Origin of the sequence: Bradyrhizobium sp. AZCC 1588 (genome assembly GCF_036924735.1) — a bacterium.
Lineage (GTDB): Bacteria > Pseudomonadota > Alphaproteobacteria > Rhizobiales > Xanthobacteraceae > Bradyrhizobium.
Window position 1 is genome coordinate 2,494,822 of record NZ_JAZHSC010000001.1, and the last position, 23,601, is coordinate 2,518,422.

A 23,601-nucleotide genomic window follows, 5' to 3' on the forward strand; every position below is an offset into this window, starting at 1 on the left:
GGTCTGGCGCAGGCGGTCAGACCCGGAAGTGCTTGGAGAGCTTCAACCCCTGCGCCTGATAGTTCGAGCCGATGCGCTGGCCGTACATCGCATCGGGCCGCGACAGCATTTTCTCGTAGACCAGGCGCCCGACGATCTGGCCGTGCTCGAGGATGAACGGCACCTCGCGCGAGCGCACTTCGAGCACGGCGCGCGCGCCCTGCCCGCCAGCGCCGGCATAGCCGAAGCCGGGATCGAAGAATCCGGCGTAATGCACGCGGAATTCGCCGACCAGGGGATCGAATGGCACCATTTCGGCGGCGTAATCCGGCGGCACCTGCACGGCCTCCTTCGAGGCCAGGATGTAGAACTCGCCGGGATCGAGGATGAGGCTGCCGTCTGATCGAGCCGGGATCGGTTCCCAGAATTCATCGACCGCATAGCCGCCGCGGCGGTCGATATCGACCACACCAGTATGGCGCTTGGCGCGGTAGCCGACGAAGCCACTGGTGTTCTCGCCGGAGAGATCGACCGACAGCGCCACGCCATTGGCGAGATCGGCGTCATCGATATCGACCAGGCGCTCGGCGCCATGCAGCGCGTCGAGTTCGTCGGCATTGAGGATGGCGTCGCCGGTGCGGAAACGCACTTGTGATAGCCGCGAGCCCTCGCGCAGCAGCACCGGAAACGTCTTTGGGCTGATCTCGGCATAGAGCGGGCCGTGATAGCCCGCGCCGATCATATCGAAGCGGCGGGTGCCGTCGGCAATCACGCGGGTGAAGACGTCGAGCCGTCCGGTCGAACTTTTCGGGTTGGCAGCGGCCACGATCTCCGGCGGCAGCGCGAGGCTTTCCAGGAGCGGCACGATATAGACGCAATTGGTCTCCAGCACCGCGCCGTCGGAGAGATTTATTTCATGCAGCTTCAATTCGTCGATGCGCTCGGCGACGGTCGCGCCCGGCCCAGGCAGGAAGCTCGCGCGCACCCGGTAGGCAACGTCGCCGAGGCGCAAATCGAGGCTTGCGGGCTGGATCTGGCTCTCGACAAACGGATAGGCCGGCAAGATGAGGCCCGCATCCGCCATCGCCGCGATCATGCGGTCGGGTAGAATTCCGTTACCGTCGGGCGGAAGCGTGAACGACACGGCGCGGTCCTCTGAGGTGGCCCTGGATGCCCAAATGTCATCCAAACCTCGTAAATATGGGCTTTTAGGGGTTATCCGATGGCCGCCTTGACTGAAAGGGCGCAAGCGAATATCAGCATGACTTATCCCGTGGTGATTTGAGCCGGCCGGCTTGCAGCCACGTTAAATAAGTAGCTAAACAGGCCGGGGACACGTGTGATCCCGGCCTGTGGAGATTTTTCCAGGCCGGTTTTTTTGTGACCATTTTCTTACTGGTCACGGCGGAGGTCACATGTCTGAAGTTGGTTCTACCAAGCGTTTTCGTCCCGAAACCCGCCTCGTCCATGGCGGCACGCTGCGCTCGCAATTCGGCGAGACGTCGGAAGCGCTGTTTCTCACCCAAGGCTATGTCTACGATAGCGCGGAGCAGTGCGAGGCGCGCTTCAAGGGCGAGGATCCCGGCTTTATCTATTCGCGCTATTCCAATCCCACGATTTCAATGTTCGAGCGCCGAATGATCGAGCTCGAAGGCGCGGAAGCGGCACGCTCCACCGCCACCGGCATGGCCGCGGTGACGACCGCGATCCTCGCGCCGCTCAGAGCCGGCGACCATGTGGTGGCCTCGAAAGCCCTGTTCGGCTCGTGCCTTTACGTCGTGCAGGACCTCCTGCCGCGCTACGGGATCGAAACGACGCTGGTCGACGGCCTCGATCTCGACCAATGGCAGCGCGCATTGCGGCCCAACACCAAGACCTTCTTCCTGGAGAGCCCGACCAACCCGACGCTCGATGTGCTCGATATTCCGGCGATCGCCGAGATCGCGCACAAGGGCGGCGCGCGGCTGGTCGTCGATAACGTCTTTGCCACGCCGATCTGGCAGAGCCCGCTTTCGCTCGGCGCCGATGTCGTGGTCTACTCCGCGACCAAACACATCGACGGTCAAGGGCGCTGCCTCGGCGGCATTATTCTCTCGTCCGAAGCCTTCATCGCAGAGCACATTCACAACTTCATGCGCCAGACCGGGCCATCGCTCTCGCCCTTCAACGCGTGGGTCCTGCTCAAGGGACTGGAGACGCTGGGCGTGCGGGTACGCGCGCAGACCGACAACGCGGCGAAAATCGCCGAGGCGTTGGCAAGCCATCCGAAGATTGCGCGATTGATCTATCCTGGCCGCGCCGATCATCCGCAAGCGGAGCTGGTGAAGAAGCAGATGCGCGGCGGCTCGACGCTGATCGGCTTCGAGGTCAAGGGCGGCAAAGCCGCCGCCTTCCGCGTCCTCAATGCGTTGCAGATCTCGCGCATCTCCAACAATCTCGGCGATAGCAAGAGCCTCGTCACCCATCCCGCGACGACGACGCATCAACGGCTGACGCCGGAGGCGCGCGCCGAGCTCGGCATCAGCGAAGGCTTTATCCGCTTCTCGGCCGGGCTCGAGCATGCGGATGATCTGATCGAGGATTTTGCGCAGGCGCTGGAGAAGGCGTGAGGCGCCTGCCGCTTACCCTCCCCTGGAGGGCGGAGGGTCGACGCGCGTGTAACGCGCGGCGGGGTGGGGTGACGGTCTCTCCACATCCAACAGTGCCCGAGTGGAGAGATCACCCCACCCCGTCACGCATCTCGCTTCGCTCGATCCGTGCCGACCCTCCCCCTCCAGGGGAGGGTGAGAGATCACATCGGCCGATAGGCCCGGACGTCCGACGGCACGGCGACGCCGAGCTTGATCTGGCCGACCGACTTGATGATGTCGTCGCCGAGCAGTTGGGCGAAGCAGGCATAGCCCCAGTCGCTCATATGCAGGCCGTCGGCGATCACGAAATTCTCGATCGGAATCGCCTGCCGCTCGTGCCAGTCCTTCATCACCGCGAAGCGCGGGAAGACGCCGACCTTGCGAAGCTCGGCCGCCTTGTTCAAGAGCTTCATCATCTTGCCGGCGCTTTCGGCGTGCTCGTTGACCCGCGGCGAATATTGCGGATCGATCAGCACGACGTCGGAGCCCGCAGCCTGAATGCGTGCGATGCCTTCGTCGACGAGCTTGGCGGTCTCGGCGGGATCGAGGTTGCGCAGCACCGCATTGGTGCCGACCTGCCAGATCACCAGATCCGGATGCAAGTCGATCACGGAGGTCTGCAGTCGCTTCATCATTTCCGGCGCGTCCTCGCCGCCCTTGCCGGCATTGACCACGGAGATGTCGGCTGTCGGATATTTGCGGCGTAGCTGCGCCGCCAGCCGGTTCGGATAGGTGAATTCCGGTGAACTGGAGCCGTACCCCTGGGTCGATGACGATCCGAAAGCTATGATCACCACTGGCTGACCCGCGACGAGCTTGTTCGCGACACGCGGCAGCGATCCCATCGATTTGGAAGCGCCCTTCGGCGGCAGGCAGGGAACGCGGCTGAAGATGTCGCCGGCCGATTTCGCGACTTCCTTCACCTTGTCGATCGCTTTGCCGGTGACGCCCTTCTGCGCGGCCGGATTGCCGGTGGCCGCCGGCGCAGCCTGCGGCGGGGCGCTTTCAGCCGCGGGTTTCTTTTCCGGGTTGTTTTCGGCTTTGGCGCCATCGGACAGCGCCGCCTGTTGGCCGGCTTGTTGTGAAGCCGTCTGGGCATGCAGCGGCACCACCGAGGCAGGCATCAACAGCGCGAGGCCCGCGGCGAAGACGGTCAGCAATGTCGACAAACGAAAAGGGCAGTGAGAACTCATTAACGCTAGCCCCTAATTCTGCTGCGCCTGATCGAGGCGGGCCGCATCGAGCACGAATTTCGACAGCGCGCGGCCGAGGCAGGCATGAACTCTCTTGGCCATGTCGGTGCCATGAAAAGTACTGAACAGATCGAAATCTCCGGCGTCGTTCCAGTGGCGCATGATGGCGAACCGATCGAACAGCGGAACATTATGCTGCTGCGCCACCACGCGCATATTATCTAGGTATGGCGGCGCCGAAATCATCGTTTCCGTACGCGGGCTGTATTGCAGATTGACCAAAACCACGTCGGCTCCCGCATTTTGCATCGCAGCAACGCCCTCGTCGACGGCGCCACGAAAATCGTCGGGATCGACGGATCGCATAGCATCGACGGTTCCCGTCTGCCAGATGACCAAAGTAGGCCTTTTTGCTTCCACCAGCTTAACGAGGCCGGCATCCACCTCCTCGGCGGTCTTGCCGGTCTGTAGTTCTACGGAGAGGTTGATTGGGGTGGAGGGCAGCTTCTCCTTCAACGCCGCCTGCAGCCTGGCCGGATAGGCGCTGTTTTCGGAGGACAGGATGGTCGATGAGCGGCTCCCCACCACCAGGACGGTCAGCGGCCGGGCGTTCTTGACGGCCTCGGCCACCTTCGGAAGCGTGCTCTCGGTGGAGAGGAGGTAGGAGGGAACTTCGCAAGCCTGGGGGGCGGCGTCCTGGGCACGAGCCAATCCGGCCGCCGCAAGACCCGCAAGCAGTGTCAGGACCAGCACAGCTCCCGAGCCGGGCGTCATGCGCTTCCTCCCGCCATATCGGCGTTGATTGCCGTGCTTTTCGTTTTCGAGGCTCCCTTGTCGGCCGAATGCTTGTACCACGAAATCACCGACGCCATGCCCCACATGATGAGGATACCGGCAAGACTGACCAGGGCGTGCGTGAAGGCACCCCCACCGATTTCGGCCAGCACGAAGTGTCCTGCAAAGGCCAGGAAGACGCCGAGACAGAATATCTCGAGCGAATGCTGGCCACACAGGATCAATGGTCGCAGCCAGCGCGACTTGAGGCCCGACCAATCCTTACGCAGGAAGCGCACGGTGAGCGCGGCCAGCGCCAGGAAATGGGCAAACCGCAGCACGTCCAGATCGGTCTTGGTGATCGGGTACATCCACTGTTCGATCCGCTTGGGCATGAAGTGGCCGAGTTGCGGCACGTGCCAGGTCAGCGTGACGAAGAATGCGGCCACCAGGTAGGTGATGCAGATCCACATCGTCACCGGCGACGACAGGATGCGGGACATCCGCTGCGCACCGCCCAGCGCACACCACGCGCCGAACACGAACAGCAATTGCCAGGCGAACGGATTGAAAATCCAGAAGCCGCTCGGATAGGCCGTCAGATACCAGTCGAAGTGCCACGTCAGCGCGTACAGCAACACCGATAGACCCAGCGACACGTCCGGCCGCCACTTCATCAGCCACAGGATGATCGGCAGAAACAGCATCAGCACGATATAGAGCGGCAGCACGTCCATGTTGACGGGCCGAAATCGCAGCAGCAGCGCCTGGACGATCGTGACATCCGGCTGCTTGAGGAAATCCATGATGCCCATTTCCTCGCTATAGAGCGGGTTCTCGAAACGGGTGGCGACGTAGGAGATTTCCGCCAGGAAGATCGTGAACAGGAACACATGCGCGACGTAGATCTGCCACACGCGCCGCATGATGCGCGCGGTCGCCACCACGAAGCCGGCCTCGAGCATCGCGCGACCGTAGACGAAGGCGGCGGTGTATCCGGAGATGAAGATGAAGATCTCGGTAGCGTCGGAAAATCCGTAGTTGCGGATCGTGAACCAGGTCAGGATGTTGGTCGGCAGATGGTCGATGAAGATCAGCCACAGCGCCATGCCGCGAAACAGGTCGAGCCGCAATTCGCGCTCGCCGGCCACCGGGAACGCAATCGCCGGCGCGGAAGATGCAGCGGCGGCCTTGGTATCGCTGGCCTTGGCATCGCCGCGAGGCGTTCCGGCGACTGGATCGGCAATGGACGACATCTGGCACCGTTTGGGCAGTTGAGCTTTTGCGCGTGCACTGTCCGGAAATGGTAATATCCGCCCGCAACTTGCACACCAGATACGCAAGGAATACGCAAGCGGAAGGTCCGGGGCCGGGCAGCGCGGCTGCGCTCTAGAACGGAACTATGTTGAAACCGCGATGAAGCAAGCGGCAACCCGGCGCGGCGGAGATTGGTTCCCCCGGCATTCCCGGCTATGATGCGACACAGGATTTCCGGAAGCTTGCCCGCATGTACCGCGCCGTCACCCGCCAGATCGAAGTCACCGTCGAGCCGAACTTCCTCCCCGAGCGCTCGTCGGTCGACAAGGGCCAGTATTTCTGGTCCTACACCATCGTCATCACCAATACCGGCGCCGAGACCGTGCAGCTTCGTACCCGGCACTGGATCATCACCGACGCCACCGGCCGCAAGCAGGAAGTCCGCGGCGAGGGCGTGGTCGGCGAGCAGCCTGTTTTGGCGCCGGGCGAACGCTTCGAATATACCAGCGGCGTGCCGCTGCCGACCGCATCGGGCTTCATGACCGGGCGCTATCAAATGGTCAGCGAAAGCGGCGAGCGTTTCGAGATCGACGTGCCGACGTTCTCGCTGGACAGCCCGGATAATAAGCGGGTGTTGAATTAGGGGCAGGGATTTCGTCTTCTGATTTCGTAGCGCGGATCTGGGGGCATCGCCCCCTCCCGGTCATGCGAACGAACAGTCTCACCGCTCGGGCGGTCGGCTCCCTCCCCCCTTGCGGGGGAGGGCTGGGGAGAGGGGTTCTCTCCACGAACACTGCCGATGCCGCCACCCCTCTCCCTAACCCTCCCCCGCAAGGGGGGAGGGAACGCAGTGTACTCGCGGCGATAAAATCGTTCGTCATTGCTGTCGAGCGGAGCGAAACCGTAGGATGGGTGGAGCGAAGCGATACCCATCAATACCGGCGGGCACATGCGATGATGGGTTTCGCTGCGCTCTACCCATACTACGGTTTCGAATACGACTTCGCGACCTCGCGGCATCATCTGCCCGAGGTTTGCTCTGAGAACTTCCCGCCCTCTTCCAATCAAGGGCGCAGGGAAGACCGGGTGCTGGCTGCACCCGAGGTCTCGTGTGCCGTTGCGCATAAAGGAAACGCACACGAGCATACAGGTACAGCGGAAACACTCCGGCCTTCCCTGCGCAATGGCTTTACGGCTTACTTCGTGCTCTTCCCGGAGAACGGCTTTCTTGCCTCCGTCGCCCCTGAGAAGCTTCGCTTCTCAATGAACTTAACGCCAGCACCGCGACGCCCGAACCACACGACTTCGCCGTACGCCTCCTGCGCGTACGTCTATCGCGCATTCAGCGTCCATCGCATCTCACCGCACGTTCGTGACGATCGCGAGCGCCCCTCAATGGGTGAGACGGGCGGAGTTATGCGACTGATTTGGGTGAGAACGAAAGCGGATTATTTTTGATTCCGGAACTTGACACGATTTCTGAAAATCAGAAGTGATTTGCCCCGTAGGGTGGGCAGAGCGTAGCGTGCCCACCACCATCTAACCGCGCGCTCGATGATCGATGGTGGGCACGGCGCTATCGCGCCTTTGCCCACCCTACGAACACCGGCTACTCCTCCACGCCCGCTTCATGTGGGGTGAACTGGTAGACCGAGGAGCAGAACTCGCAGGTCACCACCACCTTGTCGTCCTTGACCATCTCGGCGCGATCCTTGGGCGCAAAACTCTTCAGCATCGCCGAGACCGCCTCACGCGAGCAGGAGCATTGCGCGCGCAAGGGCAGCGACGTGAACACGCGCACGCCGCGCTCGTGAAACAGGCGATACAGCAGCCGCTCGCCCGACAGATCGGGATCGATCAGTTCGACATCCTCGACGGTGCCGATCAGCGACTGACCTTCCACCCATGCGTCGTCTTCCGCCACCTGATGCGTGACCGCGCCTTCCGGCGCATCGCCCGGATGCAGGTCGGCCTGCCGCGCGCGCTCGGGCGACTTCGGCAGGAATTGCAGCAGCATGCCGCCGGCGCGCCAGCGATGCTTGCCGCCGTCGCCGCCGCGCCACTCCTCGCCGACCGCAAGCCGCACGCGGGTCGGGATCTGCTCGGAGCGCAGGAAATACTCATGCGCCGCGTCTTCCAGGCTGCCACCGTCGAGCGCCACCAGGCCCTGATAGCGGCTCATGTCCGCGCCCTGGTCGATGGTCATGGCGAGATGGCCCTTGCCGAGCAGGGCGCCTGAATCCTGGCCGTCCTTCAGCCGCCTTGCGTCATAGCGCGCATAGGCGCGCAACCGATCCGGCGACTGGAAATCCACGATCAGGAACGACACCGGCCCATCGGTCTGCGTCTGCAGGATGAAGCGGCCCTCGAATTTCAGCGCCGTGCCGAGCAGCGTCGCCAGCACGATCGCCTCTCCAAGCAGTTTGCCGACCGGCGCCGGATAATCATGCTTGGTCAGGATGTCGTCGAGCGCGGGGCCGAGCCGGGTCAGCCGTCCGCGCAGATCGAGCGAGGCGACCTCGAACGGCAGCACCGCATCATCGACGGGAACGGACGAGGGCGCGCGGATCGGCGCCTCGGTGGTGATTTTGATGTCGGGGGAATCTGAAACCATGGCGCTCTATCTGGGGGTTCGGAATGCAAAACGGAAGGGGTTTGAGAGCAGCGAAACTATCTCCACCCGTCGCCCCTGCGAACGCAGGGACCCATAACCACAGGGCGTCGTGAGTCAGGCAGAGCGTCAGCCGCTGCCTTCAATCATCAGGGCCGCGGCGTATGGGTCCCTGCGAACGCACTAGGGTTTCTACGCATTTTCGAGGGCTCTGCCAGCGACGATGATTTGGAAGCGAGCCATTCCGTTGTGGAAGGTGATTGGTCCGGGTGGCCGATGCGAGGCGTAGCCGGTCCATCCGCCGAGCTTGGCGATGATCCATGCCGCCCACTGAAGAGTGTAGGGGTGATGCGGGTTCTTCTGAAGCTCGGTCCTGCCTTTCATGGTTCTGTTGATGGCGGCAAGTGTTTCGATTTCTTCTGGCGTGAAGGCGCATTTGACCGGCAATTGTCCACCACCATTGCGGGCCTGAACGAGCTGAATGACGATACATGCTGCTTTAGTGGCGATCGCCACGAGCTTGATCAGGGCTTCGGCGCTTTCGAGCTGACTGTCCTCGATACGCAGACCCTGGTTCTTCAGCGAGCGAAACAACTGTTCGATGATCCAGCGCTGCTTGTACCAGGAGACGATCCGCCAGGCATCGGCCGCATTGGCGATCGAATGAGTGGTCAAGAGAGCAGCCAATGAACGGGCTCAGCCCCCTTCGGGGGGTGCAACTCGACGACTTCCACGAAGCTGACTTCGACACGCTCCGGCAGGTCCTTCACGCCGGGGCGCGCCGGCCGCTTGAGCACGATGGTTCCGAAGCGCAGCGAGAGGTGGGCTTGGCGACCGCGACGATCCATCCGCTGCGGCAGATCGATCACCGCCTTGTTGCAGAAGCGGGCTCGCTCCACCGCTTGATAAAGTGTTCTGCCGTCGGCCAGCGCATGATCATGCATGGCCCGCGTCAGCAGGTGGACGTTGTCGCCGGGCGTCAACGCCCAGTGCGCAAAGAACTCCCCCTCACGGTCATTGATGACAGTGATCATGCGCGCTGCAGCCAAAACCTCGCAGCCCTGCTCGGCCGTCGTCACCCAGCGCGCCGATTCCTTGTTGGCCAACTCACGCTCGTCGTGAGGGGTCTTAACCGTGCCCCTGCGCGTCCACACCTTGCCGCCGGTGAGGCCGAGGCAGGCCCCGCTGTCGGCATCGACCGCCATCATGGCATGCAGCAACACGCCGCGGGCATTGCCTTTGCCGACTTTGCCCAGTCTACGCCGACGTCCCTGCCGCGTTTGAAACTTGACCTCGCTGGTGTCCTGGATCGCCAGCACATGACGCCCGCTGACCACGGTCGCCGTCTGCCTGCTCCAGCCTTCAATCAGTTGATCGGTCGTGACTTGCGGATTGTTCACGAACCGCCAGTACGCCATGTACGCGGCCCAGTCACCCTGCGCCATCTGGCGCAAGCAGACGCTGCGCGTGCAAAGCATAGCCTGAACAAACGCCGCCCCCTTTTATCGAGGCGAACGTCGCCAAACTCGCCAAGTGATAAATCCGGCTCTCGCTGCATCTCCGACGCTCCTTCGAATCAAAGCGTCAGAAACAGAATCATACAAACCGCAAAGCGGGATAACATCATGACGCACCGAGTCAATCTGTCGCGCCAGACGTGTAGAAACCCTAGTGCGTTCGCAGGGACGACGGAGCCGCAGGGACGACGGAGAGTTATCCCGCCGCGTCAAAACACCAGGCCAGAATGCCCTTTTGCGCGTGCAGGCGGTTTTCGGCTTCGTCGAACACGACCGATTGCGGACCGTCGATCACTTCATCGGTGACCTCCTCGCCGCGATGGGCGGGCAGGCAGTGCATGAAGATCGCGTCCGGCTTGGCCAGCGACATCAGCTTCGCATTGACCTGATAAGGCTTCAGCACATTGTGGCGATGTTCGCCGTCCTTGTCGCCCATCGACACCCAGGTATCGGTAACGACGCAATCGGCGCCGCGCACGGCAGCTTCGGGATCGGTGCCGAGCACGATCGGCGCCTGCGTCGCCTTGATCCAGTCCTTCATCGCCTTGTTCGGCGCAAGCTGCGGCGGGGTTGCGACATTGAGCTTGAACTTGAAACGCTCGGCTGCATGCGCCCAGGAGGCCAGCACGTTGTTGTCGTCGCCGGTCCAGGCCACGGTCCTGCCCTCGATCGGCCCGCGATGCTCCTCGAAGGTCATCAGGTCGGCCATCACCTGGCAGGGATGCGAGCGCCGCGTCAGGCCGTTGATCACGGGCACGGTGGCGTGCGCGGCCAATTCCAAGAGCGCGTCGTGATTGAGGATGCGGATCATGATCGCATCGACATAGCGCGACAACACGCGCGCGGTGTCGGCGATGGTCTCGCCGCGGCCGAGCTGCATCTCGGCGCCGGTCAGCATGATGGATTCGCCGCCGAGCTGGCGCATGCCGACGTCGAACGACACCCGGGTGCGGGTCGAGGGACGTTCGAAGATCATCGCCAGCGTCTTGCCTTCGAGCGGCTTCTTGCCCTTCTCATGTGCTTTCAGCTTCGCCTTCATGGTGGCGCTTAACGCCAGCATGCTGCGCAATTCATCCAACGGCAGTTCGTTGATGTCGAGGAAGTGACGGACGGACTTGCTCATCATCCCGCCGCCTTCTTCAACTGGCCAGCCGACAGCGCGACACAGGCGCGCTCCAACCTTTGCACGGATTCCTCGATCTCGGTTTCGGTGACGATCAGCGGCGCCAGGAACCGCACCACATTGTCGCCGGCGCCCACGGTGAGCAATTTCTCGTCGCGCAATGCGTTGACGAGATCGCCCGACGGCACCACGGCCTTGACGCCGACCAGAAGCCCCTCGCCGCGCACTTCCGACAGCACGGCGGGATAGCGGTCGACGACGGAGGCCAGTTTCTGTTTCAACAGCAGCGACATCTTCTGCACGTGATCGAAGAAGCCGGGCTTCAGCATCACGTCGAGCACGGCATTCGCCGCTGCGATCGCCAGCGGATTGCCGCCGAAGGTCGAGCCGTGCGAGCCCGGCGTCATGCCGCTTGCTGCTTCCGCCGTCGCCAGCACCGCGCCGATCGGGAAACCGCCGCCCAGCGCTTTGGCCAGCGACATCACATCCGGTGTGACGCCGACGCGCTTATAGGCGAAGAGATCACCGGTGCGGCCCATTCCGGTCTGCACCTCGTCGAACGCAAGCAACAGGCCCTTCTCGTCGCAGAGCTGGCGCAGCGCCTTGAAGAAAGATTGCGGCGCGGAGCGGACGCCGCCCTCGCCCTGCACCGGCTCGATCAGGATACCCGCGGTCTGCGGGCCGATCGCTTTCTTGACCGCTTCGAGATCGCCATGCGGCACCTGGTCGAAACCGTCCATCGGCGGCCCAAAGCCTTCGAGATATTTGGCGGAGCCGGTTGCTGCGAGCGTGCCCAGGGTGCGGCCGTGGAATGCGCCCTCGAAGGTGACGAGGCGATAGCGTTCAGGATGGCCCTTGGAGAATTGATAGCGGCGCACGACCTTGATCACGCCCTCCATCGCCTCCGCGCCGGAATTGCAGAAGAACACGAGGTCGGCAAAACTCTGCTCGCAGAGCCGCGCGGCGAGCTTCTCGCCATCCGGCGACTTGAACAGGTTCGACATGTGCCAGAGTTTCGTCGACTGTTCCTGCAGCGCCGCGATCAGGTGCGGATGGCAGTGACCGAGCGCATTCACCGCGACGCCCGAGGTGAAGTCCAAATAGCGCTCGCCATTGGTGGCGGTCAGCCAGCAGCCCTCGCCGCGTTCGAAGCCGAGATCGACCCTGGCGAAGACGGGGAGCAGATGCGACGTGGCGCTATTGGTCATGGCAATCACTGAGGTTTGAGACCTGCCTTTGAGACCTGCCGCGGGCGTGCATTGGCGCGAACGCGGCAACAGCCGGTCTTGCGAAAACGAAACGTGCCGCCTCTTAAGGGCGGCACGTGAGAGGTATTCTATGTGGGTGGGGAGCGCTGTCAACACGCACGGAACGGCCTTTCCTGCAGTGCAAGATGCTGAAATCCGTAAGATTGCGGTGTGGTGGAAAACACGCAGTGAAATGCCTAGATTGTCAGAACATGTGGACGTTCGGGCCCGGACTCTTGCGCCCGAGTCACGCCATATTGTAGCTTTTGGGCTGTCGGGTACGACATCTCGTGCGGCAGTTCTGATCCCTTAGAGTCCTTTTGTGCAGGCGTAAACGTTCGGCGCGGTTAGCGCGTCCGGCGAGGGCTAAGGGATTCTGACCGCAGGGATTTTTGAGACGAATGACTCGCCAGCGCTGCCCCCGATTGGCCGGCGCGATGCGAAGGGAAGATTACGATGACCGTTTTGACCTGGTCCGACGATCGCGTCGAACAGCTTAAGAAGCTCTGGGAAGCCGGATTGTCGGCGAGCCAGATCGCCGCGGAACTCGGAAATGTGACGCGAAACGCCGTGATCGGCAAAGTGCACCGGCTGGGCCTTTCCGGCCGTGCCAAGAGCCCCTCCTCGGCCGCCCCGCGGCAGCGCAAGGCACGCCCCGCCCAGCCGATGATGCGGGTGTCGCGCCCGGTCTCGCGCGGCAACACCGCGCTGGCACACGCCTTCGAAGTCGAGATGGAGCCGGATCCGATCGCCTTCGACAACGTCGTGCCGATGAGCCAGCGGCTGTCGCTGCTCGAACTGAACGAGGCCACCTGCCACTGGCCGGTCGGCGATCCCTCGAGCCCGGAATTCTTCTTCTGCGGCGGCAAGGCGCTCACCGGCCTGCCCTATTGCGCCCACCACTCGCGCATCGCCTACCAGCCCGCCGCCGATCGGCGGAGGCAGCAGCCGAAGCAGACGAGGTAAGGGGCGGGATTATCTCAACGTTGTCGTCCCTGCGAACGCAGGGACCCATAACCACAGGTGTCTGTGGTTATGCTGAGCTGGAGCTCCAGCGCATTTCAACAATCGAGATTTGTGGTTATGGGTCCCCGCGCCCCGTGCGCAATTGCGCACTAGGCGGGGACGACGCCGGAGTTTGCGGAAATAGCAGCGAACGCAGCTACGGCTCCACTTTCGCAAACCGGTCATCCAGCGCGTAACCGGCGCCACGGACGGTGCGGATCGGATCCTGCTCGCGGCCGGGGTTGAGCAGTTTGCGCAGGCGGCCGATGTGGACGTCGACGGTGCGCTCGTCGATATAGATGTCGCGACCCCAGACGCTGTCGAGCAACTGCTCGCGGCTGAAGACGCGGCCGGGATGCTCGAGGAAAAATTCCAGCAGGCGATACTCGGTCGGGCCGAGATCGATCTGACGGCCCGAGCGCGCGACGCGGCGCTTTTCGCGGTCGAGTTCGATGTCGCCATAGGTCAGCACGGTGGCGAGCCGCTCGGGGCTCGCCCGGCGCAGCAGGCCCTTCACGCGCGCCAGCAGTTCCGGCACCGAGAACGGCTTGACGATGTAATCGTCGGCGCCGGTCGCAAGCCCCCGCACCCGCTCGCTCTCCTCGCCGCGCGCGGTCAGCATGATGATCGGCAATTGCTTGGTTTCAGGGCGCGCCCTCAAGCGGCGGCACAGCTCGATGCCGGAGAGCCCCGGCAGCATCCAGTCGAGCACGACGAGATCGGGCACGCGCTCCTTCAGCCGCGTATCCGCATCGTCGCCGCGGGCGACGGTTTCGACATCATAGCCTTCGGCGTCGAGGTTGTAGCGCAACAACGTGGTCAGCGCTTCCTCGTCCTCGACCACCATTATGCGCGCGCTCATCTTGCATCAGCCTCTTCTATTTGACGCGTTATCTTCACGCGAACAGGTCTCCACTTCGCTTGAAAACGCTTTGTCAGGTATTCGGCACCGTGGTGGCAAACGTCGTCATGTCGCCCTTCGGGCGCTTGTCGAGCATCTGCTGTCCCTCGATCATGTAGAACACGGTTTCGGCGATGTTGGTGGCGTGGTCGCCGATCCGCTCGATATTCTTGGCGCAGAACATCAAATGAATACAGAACGAGATGTTGCGCGGATCCTCCATCATGTACGTGAGGAGCTCGCGGAACAGCGAGGTGCAGATGGCGTCGACTTCCTCGTCGCCCTTCCACACCGCCATCGCCGCCGGCAGATCGTGCGCGGCATAGGCGTCCAGCACTGACTTGACCTGCGACTGCACCAGATCGGTCATGTGCTCGAGGCCACGCATCAGTTTCAGCGGCTGGAAATCGTTCTCCAGCGCCGCGACCCGCTTGCCCATGTTCTTGGCGAGGTCGCCGATCCGCTCCAGATCGGTGGCAACGCGCATCGCGCCGACGATCTCGCGCAGATCGATCGCCATTGGCTGGCGGCGGGCGATGGTCAGCACCGCGCGCTCCTCGATCAGATGCTGTAGACGATCGACCTCGAGGTCGTTGGCGACGACGCGTTTGCCGAGCGCGACGTCGCGGCGCACCAGCGCGTCGACGGATTCGGTGATCATGCGCTCGGCCAGACCGCCCATCTCGGCGACCAGACGAGTCAATTCCTGGAGGTCGCTGTCGAATGCCTTGGCCGTGTGTTCAGACGCCATCCTTGTTCTCCTTAGCCGAACCGGCCCGTGATGTAGTCCTGGGTGCGCTTGTCGCGCGGATTGGTAAAGATCGTCTGCGTTACACCTTCTTCCACCAGAACGCCGAGATGAAAGAACGCCGTGCGTTGCGAGACGCGCGCGGCCTGCTGCATCGAGTGAGTGACGATGATGATCGTGAAGTTTTCCTTCAGGTCGTCGATCAGTTCCTCGATGCGAGCGGTCGCGATCGGATCAAGCGCGGAGCAAGGCTCATCCATGAGAATGACTTCCGGACCGACAGCAATGGCCCGAGCGATACACAACCGCTGCTGTTGGCCGCCCGACAGTCCGGTACCGGCTTCATGGAGCCGATCCTTCACTTCCTCGAAAAGCCCCGCCCTCTTCAGACTGGTCTCAACGATGTGATCGAGGTCGCTTTTACTCCGCGCCAGCCCGTGAATGCGAGGTCCATAAGCAATATTATCGTAGATTGATTTAGGAAACGGGTTGGGTTTCTGGAACACCATACCCACGCGAGCACGAAGCTGGACTACGTCGAGCCCGCGCTCGTAAATGTTCGTATTGTCGATCTCAATGTCGCCGGTAACGCGGCATGTCAAGATAGTATCGTTCATTCGATTGAGGCAGCGCAAGAACGTCGATTTGCCGCAGCCCGACGGGCCAATGAACGAAGTGACGGATTTCTCCGGAATGTTCACCGTAACGTCGAAGAGCGCCTGCTTCTCTCCGTAATGGACGTTGACGTTCTTTGCGGTGATTTTCGACCGACCCACCGGCATTTCGCCGGATACGGGAATCGTCACCGACGACATGGCTGGAGCGCTATGGGTATTCATTGAAAACTCCGTAACTCTGGATTTGCCGGACGCGCGCGCCAATCGAGTTTTACCATTGCAGTTTCTTTCGGAGCCGGTAGCGGAAGTAGATGGCGACCCCATTCAAAATAAGCGTGATCGCCATCAAAACGAGGCCCGCGGCGGCCGCGTTTGAATGGAAATCAGCGCCCGGACGCGACACCCAATTGAACGCCTGAATCGGCAGGACGGTGAAGCCTTCGAACAACCAGGCAAATGATACGAAGGGAAACTCACCGTTGATCGGGGCCGGCGGCAAGAACGCGATGAACGAAAGCGCACCGATAGTGACCAGCGGCGCGGTCTCGCCGAGCGCGCGCGAAATACCGATGATGACGCCGGTCAGGACGCCCGGAATTGCCGCCGGCAAGACGTGATCCTGGGTGACTTGCCACTTCGTTGCACCAATCCCGTAGGCCGCCTCGCGCAAGCTCCATGGCACGGCCCGGATCGATTCACGGGTGGCAACGATGATGATGGGCAGGATCAGCAAAGCCAGTGTGAGGCCCGCCGTAAATATGCTGCGTCCCGTGCCGAAGCCATAAACGAAGAGTCCAAGTGCCAGAAGGCCGAAAACAATGGACGGAACGCCCGCAAGATTGCTGACGTTGATTTCGATGATGTTTGTCCAGATGTTTTTGGGTGCATACTCTTCGAGATAAATGCCTGCGGCCACACCGAGAGGAACGCCGATAAAGGCAGTAACCGAAATCACCAGAAGCGATCCGACCCAAGCTGACAGGATTCCTGCCTGGCCGGCGCGCCGGGACGGAAAATTGGTGAAGAATTCAGCCGTCAGCCGCGGATAGCCGGAAACCGCCAGGTCGACCATCAGCGCCGCCAGAGCAATCAATCCGATGGATGTCGCCGCGAGTCCGAAACAAATGAATATTATTTCGTTCCTCCGGCGACGCTTGAGGCGATCGATAAACTCGTTGTCGACTGCCTGGCTCGGCACCGTTTCGTCGGTCATGGTCGATGCAATGGACATCAGTAGACCTCACGGAATTTGTGGCGGAGCCAGAAGCCGGCGATGTTAAAGACGAGGGTGAGCAGCAGGAGCGCCAGCCCGGTCGCAAAAATCGTCTGATAGGCGAGGCTGCCGTGCGGCAGGTCACCAAGGGCGACTTGAACGATATACGCTGTGATTGTCGCGGCGGGCTCGCGCGGATCGATCGTGAGATTTGGTTGCTGCCCGGCAGCGATCGCGACGATCATCGTTTCGCCGACGGCACGCGAGATTCCGAGAATAAAGGCGGCCGCCACGCCCGAGGTCGCAGCAGGAAGCACGACCTTGACGGCGGTCTCCAGCCTCGTCGCTCCCATCGCCAACGAACCGTCGCGAAGATTGTTCGGAACAGCGCGCATGGCGTCTTCCGACAGCGAAGCGACGTACGGGATGATCATGATGCCGATGACAATGCCCGCACTCAAGATGTTGAAGCCCGGCAAGTCCGGCACAAAGGTCTGCAGAAACGGCGTCATGAACAAGAGGGCAAAAAAGCCATACACCACCGTCGGCACGCCGCTCAGCAGTTCCAGGATCGGCTTGATGATTTCACGGGTTCTGGGTGACGCGAATTCACTCAGATAGATAGCCGTTATAAGCCCGATTGGCGCAACGAATAGCAGCGCAACCACGGTGCTCAAAAGCGTGCCGCCAAGAAGAGGAAGAATACCGTATCGAGGATTTGCGAACAGCGGCGTCCATACCGTCCCGAACAGGAACTCCGTGATCGGTACAGACCTGAAGAAGCCTATCGATTCAAAGATGAGGACGCCGACGATAGAGAGTGTCACAAAGACTGAAGACGCGGCAGCGACAAGAAGAACGAATTCAATCGCCCGCTCGCGCAATCGTTGCCTGCGGCGCTCCCCGACAGTTAACGCTGACGCCATAGTATCCCCCACCAGCTCGTATCAGACGGCGCCGGAGAAGCCATTGCTTCTCCGGCTTAGTTGCTCACTGCGTTCGATCAGGTCTTCGCGTCACGCTTCATCAGGTCGTCGATCGAGACACCAACTTCGGGGACTCCCCCGAACACGGTGCCTACCCGACCTTCCTTGAAATGCTTGTGCGCCGTCGCATAGGCGGCGGGAGGAAGCGGCAGGTACTTCACTTCCTTCACCAGCGCCGGACCCTTGGTCATCAGGAACTCGACATACTCCTTCACCTCGGGCTTATCGGCGGCCTTGGTGCTGACATAGATGAAGAGCGGACGCGCGAGCGGATTGTAGGTGCCGGCGGTAACCGCTTCGAGCGACGGCTTCACGCAGCCCTTGCCTTTGCCTTCATCAATACCCAGCGCCTTCAGCTTGTCCTTGTGCGGCTCGTAATAAGCGAACGGGATGTAGCCGAGCGCATTCTCGTCACGCTCGATGCCGGTTACGAGAACGTTATCATCTTCACTGGCGGTGAAGTCGGCCCGGGTAGCCTTGGCCTTGCCGTTCACGGCTTCGGTGAAATAGTCGAAGGTGCCGGAATCGGCGCCCGCGCCGAACAGCGTCATCTTCTTGTTCGGCCATGCCGGATTGACGTCGCTGAAGTTCATGACCTTGCCCTGGGCGGCGGGCTCCCACATCTTCTTCAGCTCGGCAACCTTGACGCATTCGAGGGTTTTGTTCTTTGGGCTGACCGCCACGGTGAGCGCATCAAAGGCGATCGGCATTTCAATGAACTTGACGCCATTCTTGGCGCACTCGTCCATTTCCTGGCGCAGGATCGGCCGCGATCCGTTGGAAATATCGGTTTCGCCACGGCAGAACTTCTTGAACCCACCACCGGTACCGGAAATACCGACGGTCACGCGCACCTCGTTCTTCTTCTGTTTCTGGAACTCCTCGGCGACCGCTTCGGAAACCGGGAATACGGTGCTCGAACCGTCAATGGTGATGGTCTTGGTCTGGGCGGACGCTGACGTGGACAGGCTCGACGCGCAAGCCAGGGCTACCAGCGATGTAGCGATCGGGCCGGTAGCACCGAGTGTTTTGAAAAATTTCATGGTGGTCTCCATCTGGTGAGCGAAGCGCCGGAATGCGCCCGATCGCGCTCACGCCGCCCCGTTTAGGAGCGGTCGATAGAGCTTTTACGAAGGTTAGATGACAGTTGGATGACAGCATCAAGCGATTGAAATCGCTCAGGTTTAGTGCGCTGTCGGGATCTTGGTCTGGGGGAAAACAGGCGGTAAAAGTCGCCCCGTTTTTAGGCACGCTTCAATCAAAAGCCGGCCGCGATAACGGCTAAGAATATGTTTCATCAGGGATAAAACCGAGCCCGGTTCCCCGTGTGCTCGCGAGATCGCGCAGGCCGGCTGGTTCGTTTTACGCCCTCGCAATGTGCCATTGCACACTGGGAAATGAGCGTGGGTTGCTCAGCTCTTGATGCCGGCCGACCAGGTCTTCTCGATCAGCCTGACGACCGAATCCGGCATCGGGATGTAGTCGAGTTCCTCAGCCATCTTGGCGCCCTTCTCGAACGCCCATTTGAAGAACCTGATGGCTTCGGCTGAAGCTGCCTTGTTCGCGGGTTCCCTGTGCATCAGGATGAAGGTCGCACCCGTGATCGGCCACGACGCCTCACCCGGTTGGTCGGTCAGGATCACGTAGTAGTTCTTGGCACCGGCCCAGTCAGCATTCGATGCTGCAGCCTGGAACGCCGCAATGGTCGGTCGCACCGCCTTGCCGGCCTTGTTGATGACGGCGCCATGGGTCAGCTTGTTCTGCTTGGCGTAGGCGTATTCGACGTAGCCGATCGAGTTCCTGGTCTGGCTGACGTTGCCGGCAACACCTTCGTTGCCCTTGGCGCCGACGCCGGTCGGCCATTCCACGGCAGTGCCGGAGCCGGCTTTGGCCTTCCATTCGGCATTCGTCTTGGAGAGATAGTCGGTCCAGATGAAGGTCGTGCCCGATCCGTCGGAGCGGCGAACCACGGTGATGGCCTCGCTCGGCAGTTTCAGTTTCGGATTGAGCTTGGCGATCGCGGGATCGTCCCACTTCCTGACCTTCCCGAGATAGATGTCGCCGAGCAGGTCGCCCGAGAACACCAGTTCACCCGGCTCGATGCCTTCAAGATTGACGACGGGCACCAAGGCGCCCATGGCCTGCGGCCACTGGATCATGCCATACTTTTCAAGCTGCTCCGGCTCGAGCGGCATGTCGCTCGCGCCGAACGTCACCGTCTTGGCCACGATCTGCTTGATGCCGGCACCGGAGCCGATCGACTGGTAGTTCAGGCCGTTGCCGGTCTCCTTCTTGTAGGCGTCGGCCCACTTCGAATAGAGCGGGAACGGGAAGGTGGCGCCCGCGCCGGTGATGTCGGCCGCAAAGGCCGACGTCGACGCGGCGACCAAGCCGGCAGCGACGACTGTCCTGACGAAAGTCATGTTGGATCTCCATCTGGCGAACGAAGCACCGGGCCCGCGCGCTGATCCGTTTAGGGCGTCCTACCTGGATTTTACTTTGGATTACAAAAGCGCAAGGGCGGTTCGCCTGGGGAAACAGGCAAATTTGTTCCCGGCCTCCTCGGTGCTCATCTCGGAGCAACAGGCTTGCAGGAGCATCGCTTCGTCTGGTTAGGACGCAGCCTGGATACTCACGGTCGCTACCCTGTTAGCGACCGTGCTTTGATCTCGGAATCAACATCGAAATTCTAGGCCGTGTAGTCGAGCGACTTGAAGCTGAGATGCTTGACGCCTTCCGGCGCGTCAGCGAGCTTACGAATGCTTCCCCATGTCTGCTTGTAATTGGGGATGATGAATTCGTTCACGCCGTCCGATACCACGTTGCCTTGCACGCCGGTCGGATAGGCGAACAGCATAAAGGTTTGCTTCGGCTTGGCAGTCGGCGTGGGATAGACCATAGCCTGCGTCGAGCCGTTGTCGTTGTAGACTTCAACGAGATCACCCTGTTTGAGCTTGAGATCCTCCATGTCCTTCGGGTTCATCTGGATGTAGGGATACGGCATCTGGTCCATGACGAACTCGTTGTCCTGGTCGAGATACGCGTTCTGCCAGATAACATTGGCGCGGCCATTATTGATGAGGAACGGGAATTTCTTGCTCTCGGCTTCCTTGCCCGGCGCTTGCAAGCCACGCCATGCCGTTTCCATGAACTTAGCCTTGCCATCCTTCGTACCGAACTTTCCATCGGTGAACAGTCGCTTGGTGCCAATGATCTTGTCGTCCTTGAAATCGACGGCGGGTTCCTGGAAACCGTTGGTACCCACCGCGCGCAGGCGCTCATAGGTAACGAACTGGCCGCCCTTTTCATGCTTGTGATAACCATCCATGAAGGCGTCTTCTTCGGTTTTCCAATCGAAGCCCTTGAAGCGGTCGGCGATATCGGCCTTGCCTTGCTCACGCAGCACCCGCTCCATGTGGTTGGCGATGCGTGCCGCGATCAGGCAATCGGGCATCGCCTGCCCTGGCGGATCCATGTATTTCTCGGTGAGGCGCATGCGCCGCTCGCCATTCATTGAAGTAAGATTGGCTTCTCCCGATGTGGCTGCCGGCAGCCACACGTGGCACGCTTCACCGATCTTGGTTGGCACGATGTCGACGTCGACCGCGAAGAGTCCGCCCTTCTTGATCGCCCCGACAATGGCATTGATCATGGCGGGCCGGTCCCCATAGGGAGCGGTCATCATTGCGTCCTTCACCATGTCGGTGCGCTTCTTGTAGCTCTGCTTGAATTTGAAGGCGTTCAGCGTCGTCTTGTAATGGTCGCATCCCCAGATGTGATGCACGCCGCCCTTGCCTTCCATCAAGAGCTTATCAACGTAGGCGGCGGGCCGGCCGACATGGGCATCCGCAGGCCGCGAATAGCCTTCCTGATGGCCACCCATGCGGACGCAACCGCCCCCGGGGCGCCCGACATTTCCGGTCGCCAGCGCGACGTTTACCAGCGCGCCGTTGGTCCGGTAATTGTCGTTGCCCCAGATCAGTCCCTTTTCGTACGCAAACATCGTTCGACGACGGGCGTTGCCTGGCTTGGGCTGCGCGATCCATTCTGCCGATCTGCGAATTTGATCAGCGCTTAAGCCAGTGATCTTGGCAGCGTCCTCCAGGCTGATCTTGTTCGCAGCCTTCATCTGCTCGAAGTTGGTTGTCGACGTATCAATGAAGGCTTTGTCGAGCCAGCCCTTCTCCGCGATATAGGTCATCCAGGCATTGAACAGAGCCAGGTCCGTGCCGGAATTGATCGCCAGATGCATGACGTTGTCTTTGCCGGCTTCGACTTCGCAGGCATTGACCGTCACAGTCCGACGTGGATCGACGATGATGACTTTTGCCCGATCTACCGGCTCCGAACCAAACTGCGCCTTCTTCTTGTCAAGCGAAGCTCCGCGCAGGTTCGGCACCCAGTGATTGAGGAAGTAGTTGGTCTGCGTTTCCAGGGCATTGGTCCCGACCGCCACGATCGTATCTGCAAGTTCGGCATCTTCGTAGCAGTTGTTGAGCTCGCCCACGCCCATGTCGCGGGTTGCATGGACTTCGGAATTGTAAGCCGGCCGGTTGTGGATGCGGATGTTCTTGATCTTCATCGCCCCAAAATAGAGTTTCCCCGTACCCCAGGTGTTTTCGTAACCACCACCTGCACCTCCGTGGTCGAAAGCTGAGACGAATATTCCATCTTCGCCCATATCGTTCATTACGGCCACGGTAACCCGCGCCACCAGATCGAGTGCGTCGTCCCAGCCTGTGGGCTGCATTTGCCCGTAGCGCCAGACCATGGGATCGGTAAGGCGCTGAAGTTGCGTGTTGCGCTGCTGCGAATAGCTCATCTCCGCCATGCGGGCGCCCCGCACTGACCCCAATCCTGAATTCACAACGCAGTTCTTGTCCGGCTTGATGACGATGTGAACGTCCTGGCCATTCTGGCGAACGACGTTGTACATCGAGGGTGCGTACCATGCGTCAGTTTCGGCAGGCTGCTGCTTGGCGAGGTCGGTGCCGAATTTATTCTGCCCCGGAGCCACGCCGCCCTGTTTGTTGGCGGGCCAGGTGTAGGCCTTGTAGCCGCATCCCACGATGCAGTAATGGCAGGTAACGTTGAATTCCTTGGCGTCCGCGGGGATGATTGGGAGCCGATCGATTTGACGCTTGTAGGCCATGAACGTTTCTCCCCCTCAGAGCACATTGGAAAGACGGCCGTAGAGCAGCTCATCCACGCCTTCGGCGTAGATGTCACCCTTGCCGTCCACACGAAGCACGTATTGCGGGAGATTCTGCGTTGCCTGGCCCCAGACCTGCTGGCCGCCAGCCTCGCAGTCGAAGCGGGAGTAATGCCCTGGGCAGTTCATCGTTTTGTCGGCCGCATTGTAGCTGAGCGGAAATCCCTTGTGCGGGCATACGATCGAGAAGCCCACGATGTCGCCATCCGCACCGACGCCGCCCGGTACTTTCTTGCCAAGCTTCAAAAGTACGCCCGGCGCATCTCCGTCGGGATAGGAGACGTTCACTGGCTCGTTGAGCTTGAGATCACCGACATTGGCGAGCCGGTTTGAGGGATAGTCGACGCGCGCGGCGGGCGGGGCGGCTTTGGCTTGCGTCGAAACGATTGTGGTGGCGGCCGCACCGGCGGCGGCAAGACCTGCGCCGCCCAGGAATTTTCGGCGGCCGACATCGACCATGCGATCGCATCGCGACATGGTAATTCACTCCTCGGCTACGCCGATACGCCTATCGGCGGGTTTCCTCAGTCAGCCGGTAACACGGCCGGCTGATGCCTCGTGGGACCTTTCTCGCTTTCGGCACGAAGC

At 61.3% G+C, this 23,601-nt stretch carries 22 protein-coding genes and 1 riboswitch; of the genes, 4 read left to right on the plus strand and 18 right to left on the minus strand.

Going from position 1 to position 23,601, the window contains the following annotated elements:
- Nucleotides 1–16 precede the first annotated feature (16 nt).
- Nucleotides 17–1,123, minus strand: a complete 1,107-nt coding sequence (locus tag V1277_RS11685; protein ID WP_334372369.1) for a 2'-deoxycytidine 5'-triphosphate deaminase — start codon at nucleotides 1,121–1,123, stop codon at nucleotides 17–19.
- Between the two features lie 119 nt (nucleotides 1,124–1,242).
- Nucleotides 1,243–1,322, plus strand: a riboswitch (SAM riboswitch).
- A gap of 72 nt (nucleotides 1,323–1,394) precedes the next feature.
- Here V1277_RS11685 and V1277_RS11690 point away from each other — a divergent pair.
- The gene (locus tag V1277_RS11690) at nucleotides 1,395–2,588 is read left to right on the plus strand and encodes an O-succinylhomoserine sulfhydrylase (protein WP_334416279.1); all 1,194 of its coding nucleotides are present in this window, start codon (nucleotides 1,395–1,397) and stop codon (nucleotides 2,586–2,588) included.
- A 182-nt stretch (nucleotides 2,589–2,770) separates the two neighbouring features.
- Here V1277_RS11690 and V1277_RS11695 read toward each other — a convergent pair whose 3' ends face one another.
- From V1277_RS11695 to V1277_RS11705, 3 genes are read right to left on the minus strand one after another with little or no spacing between them, the layout of a single operon-like run.
- Nucleotides 2,771–3,802 (minus strand): SGNH/GDSL hydrolase family protein, encoded by a 1,032-nt coding sequence (locus V1277_RS11695; RefSeq protein WP_334416280.1) that lies wholly within the window; start codon nucleotides 3,800–3,802, stop codon nucleotides 2,771–2,773.
- Nucleotides 3,803–3,814: 12 nt separating this feature from the next.
- Nucleotides 3,815–4,576 (minus strand): SGNH/GDSL hydrolase family protein, encoded by a 762-nt coding sequence (locus tag V1277_RS11700; RefSeq protein WP_334416281.1) that lies wholly within the window; start codon nucleotides 4,574–4,576, stop codon nucleotides 3,815–3,817.
- Nucleotides 4,573–5,832 (minus strand): OpgC domain-containing protein, encoded by a 1,260-nt coding sequence (locus V1277_RS11705; RefSeq protein ID WP_334416282.1) that lies wholly within the window; start codon nucleotides 5,830–5,832, stop codon nucleotides 4,573–4,575. The genes V1277_RS11700 and V1277_RS11705 overlap by 4 nt, the downstream gene beginning before the upstream one ends.
- A gap of 251 nt (nucleotides 5,833–6,083) precedes the next feature.
- Here V1277_RS11705 and apaG point away from each other — a divergent pair, with 251 nt between their 5' ends.
- Together apaG and V1277_RS11715 are read left to right on the plus strand one after the other, a co-directional pair.
- Nucleotides 6,084–6,476, plus strand: a complete 393-nt coding sequence (gene apaG, locus V1277_RS11710) for a Co2+/Mg2+ efflux protein ApaG (protein ID WP_028351829.1) — start codon at nucleotides 6,084–6,086, stop codon at nucleotides 6,474–6,476.
- A gap of 311 nt (nucleotides 6,477–6,787) precedes the next feature.
- Nucleotides 6,788–7,291 (plus strand): hypothetical protein, encoded by a 504-nt coding sequence (locus V1277_RS11715; protein ID WP_334416283.1) that lies wholly within the window; start codon nucleotides 6,788–6,790, stop codon nucleotides 7,289–7,291.
- Between the two features lie 151 nt (nucleotides 7,292–7,442).
- Here V1277_RS11715 and V1277_RS11720 read toward each other — a convergent pair whose 3' ends face one another.
- The 5 genes from V1277_RS11720 to V1277_RS11740 all read right to left on the minus strand — a co-directional run bounded on the left by V1277_RS11720 (nucleotide 7,443) and on the right by V1277_RS11740 (nucleotide 12,292).
- Nucleotides 7,443–8,447 carry an Hsp33 family molecular chaperone gene (locus tag V1277_RS11720; protein WP_334416284.1) on the minus strand — a complete coding sequence of 335 codons (1,005 nt, stop codon included), beginning with the start codon at nucleotides 8,445–8,447 and terminating at the stop codon, nucleotides 7,443–7,445.
- 189 nt (nucleotides 8,448–8,636) lie between these two features.
- Nucleotides 8,637–9,119 carry a transposase gene (locus V1277_RS11725; RefSeq protein WP_334416285.1) on the minus strand — a complete coding sequence of 161 codons (483 nt, stop codon included), beginning with the start codon at nucleotides 9,117–9,119 and terminating at the stop codon, nucleotides 8,637–8,639.
- Nucleotides 9,116–9,922: a hypothetical protein gene (locus V1277_RS11730; protein WP_334416286.1), complete on the minus strand. Its 807-nt coding sequence runs from the start codon at nucleotides 9,920–9,922 to the stop codon at nucleotides 9,116–9,118. Before V1277_RS11730 ends, V1277_RS11725 begins: the two co-directional genes overlap by 4 nt.
- A 235-nt stretch (nucleotides 9,923–10,157) precedes the next feature.
- The gene (gene argF, locus V1277_RS11735; RefSeq protein WP_334416287.1) at nucleotides 10,158–11,084 is read right to left on the minus strand and encodes an ornithine carbamoyltransferase; all 927 of its coding nucleotides are present in this window, start codon (nucleotides 11,082–11,084) and stop codon (nucleotides 10,158–10,160) included.
- Entirely contained in the window at nucleotides 11,084–12,292 is a 1,209-nt protein-coding gene (locus V1277_RS11740) for an aspartate aminotransferase family protein (protein WP_334416288.1), read from the minus strand. Before V1277_RS11740 ends, argF begins: the two co-directional genes overlap by 1 nt.
- A gap of 495 nt (nucleotides 12,293–12,787) precedes the next feature.
- On the opposite strand from V1277_RS11740, the gene V1277_RS11745 reads away from it, so the two are divergent.
- Nucleotides 12,788–13,297, plus strand: a complete 510-nt coding sequence (locus V1277_RS11745) for a GcrA family cell cycle regulator (RefSeq protein WP_028351833.1) — start codon at nucleotides 12,788–12,790, stop codon at nucleotides 13,295–13,297.
- Between the two features lie 196 nt (nucleotides 13,298–13,493).
- Here V1277_RS11745 and phoB read toward each other — a convergent pair whose 3' ends face one another.
- The 9 genes from phoB to V1277_RS11790 all read right to left on the minus strand — a co-directional run bounded on the left by phoB (nucleotide 13,494) and on the right by V1277_RS11790 (nucleotide 23,490).
- Entirely contained in the window at nucleotides 13,494–14,198 is a 705-nt protein-coding gene (gene phoB, locus V1277_RS11750) for a phosphate regulon transcriptional regulator PhoB (RefSeq protein ID WP_057853529.1), read from the minus strand.
- 73 nt (nucleotides 14,199–14,271) lie between these two features.
- Nucleotides 14,272–14,988, minus strand: coding sequence for a phosphate signaling complex protein PhoU (gene phoU, locus V1277_RS11755; RefSeq protein ID WP_334372352.1), 717 nt, complete (start codon nucleotides 14,986–14,988; stop codon nucleotides 14,272–14,274).
- An 11-nt stretch (nucleotides 14,989–14,999) separates the two neighbouring features.
- Complete coding sequence (pstB, locus tag V1277_RS11760; protein ID WP_334376996.1) at nucleotides 15,000–15,767, minus strand: phosphate ABC transporter ATP-binding protein PstB; 768 nt, start codon at nucleotides 15,765–15,767, stop codon at nucleotides 15,000–15,002.
- 106 nt (nucleotides 15,768–15,873) lie between these two features.
- Nucleotides 15,874–16,833 (minus strand): phosphate ABC transporter permease PstA, encoded by a 960-nt coding sequence (gene pstA, locus V1277_RS11765; protein WP_334372351.1) that lies wholly within the window; start codon nucleotides 16,831–16,833, stop codon nucleotides 15,874–15,876.
- A complete protein-coding gene (gene pstC, locus V1277_RS11770) occupies nucleotides 16,833–17,741 on the minus strand; it encodes a phosphate ABC transporter permease subunit PstC (RefSeq protein ID WP_334416289.1) in 909 nt (302 codons plus the stop codon). The genes pstA and pstC overlap by 1 nt, the downstream gene beginning before the upstream one ends.
- Before the next feature lie 77 nt (nucleotides 17,742–17,818).
- Nucleotides 17,819–18,844, minus strand: coding sequence for a PstS family phosphate ABC transporter substrate-binding protein (locus V1277_RS11775; protein WP_334416290.1), 1,026 nt, complete (start codon nucleotides 18,842–18,844; stop codon nucleotides 17,819–17,821).
- Between the two features lie 369 nt (nucleotides 18,845–19,213).
- Entirely contained in the window at nucleotides 19,214–20,224 is a 1,011-nt protein-coding gene (pstS, locus tag V1277_RS11780) for a phosphate ABC transporter substrate-binding protein PstS (RefSeq protein ID WP_334416291.1), read from the minus strand.
- A gap of 266 nt (nucleotides 20,225–20,490) precedes the next feature.
- On the minus strand, nucleotides 20,491–22,953 hold the full coding sequence (locus tag V1277_RS11785; RefSeq protein ID WP_334416292.1) for an arsenate reductase (azurin) large subunit: 2,463 nt from the start codon (nucleotides 22,951–22,953) through the stop codon (nucleotides 20,491–20,493).
- Between the two features lie 15 nt (nucleotides 22,954–22,968).
- Entirely contained in the window at nucleotides 22,969–23,490 is a 522-nt protein-coding gene (locus V1277_RS11790) for an arsenate reductase (azurin) small subunit (protein WP_334416293.1), read from the minus strand.
- Between the last annotated feature and the right edge of the window lie 111 nt (nucleotides 23,491–23,601).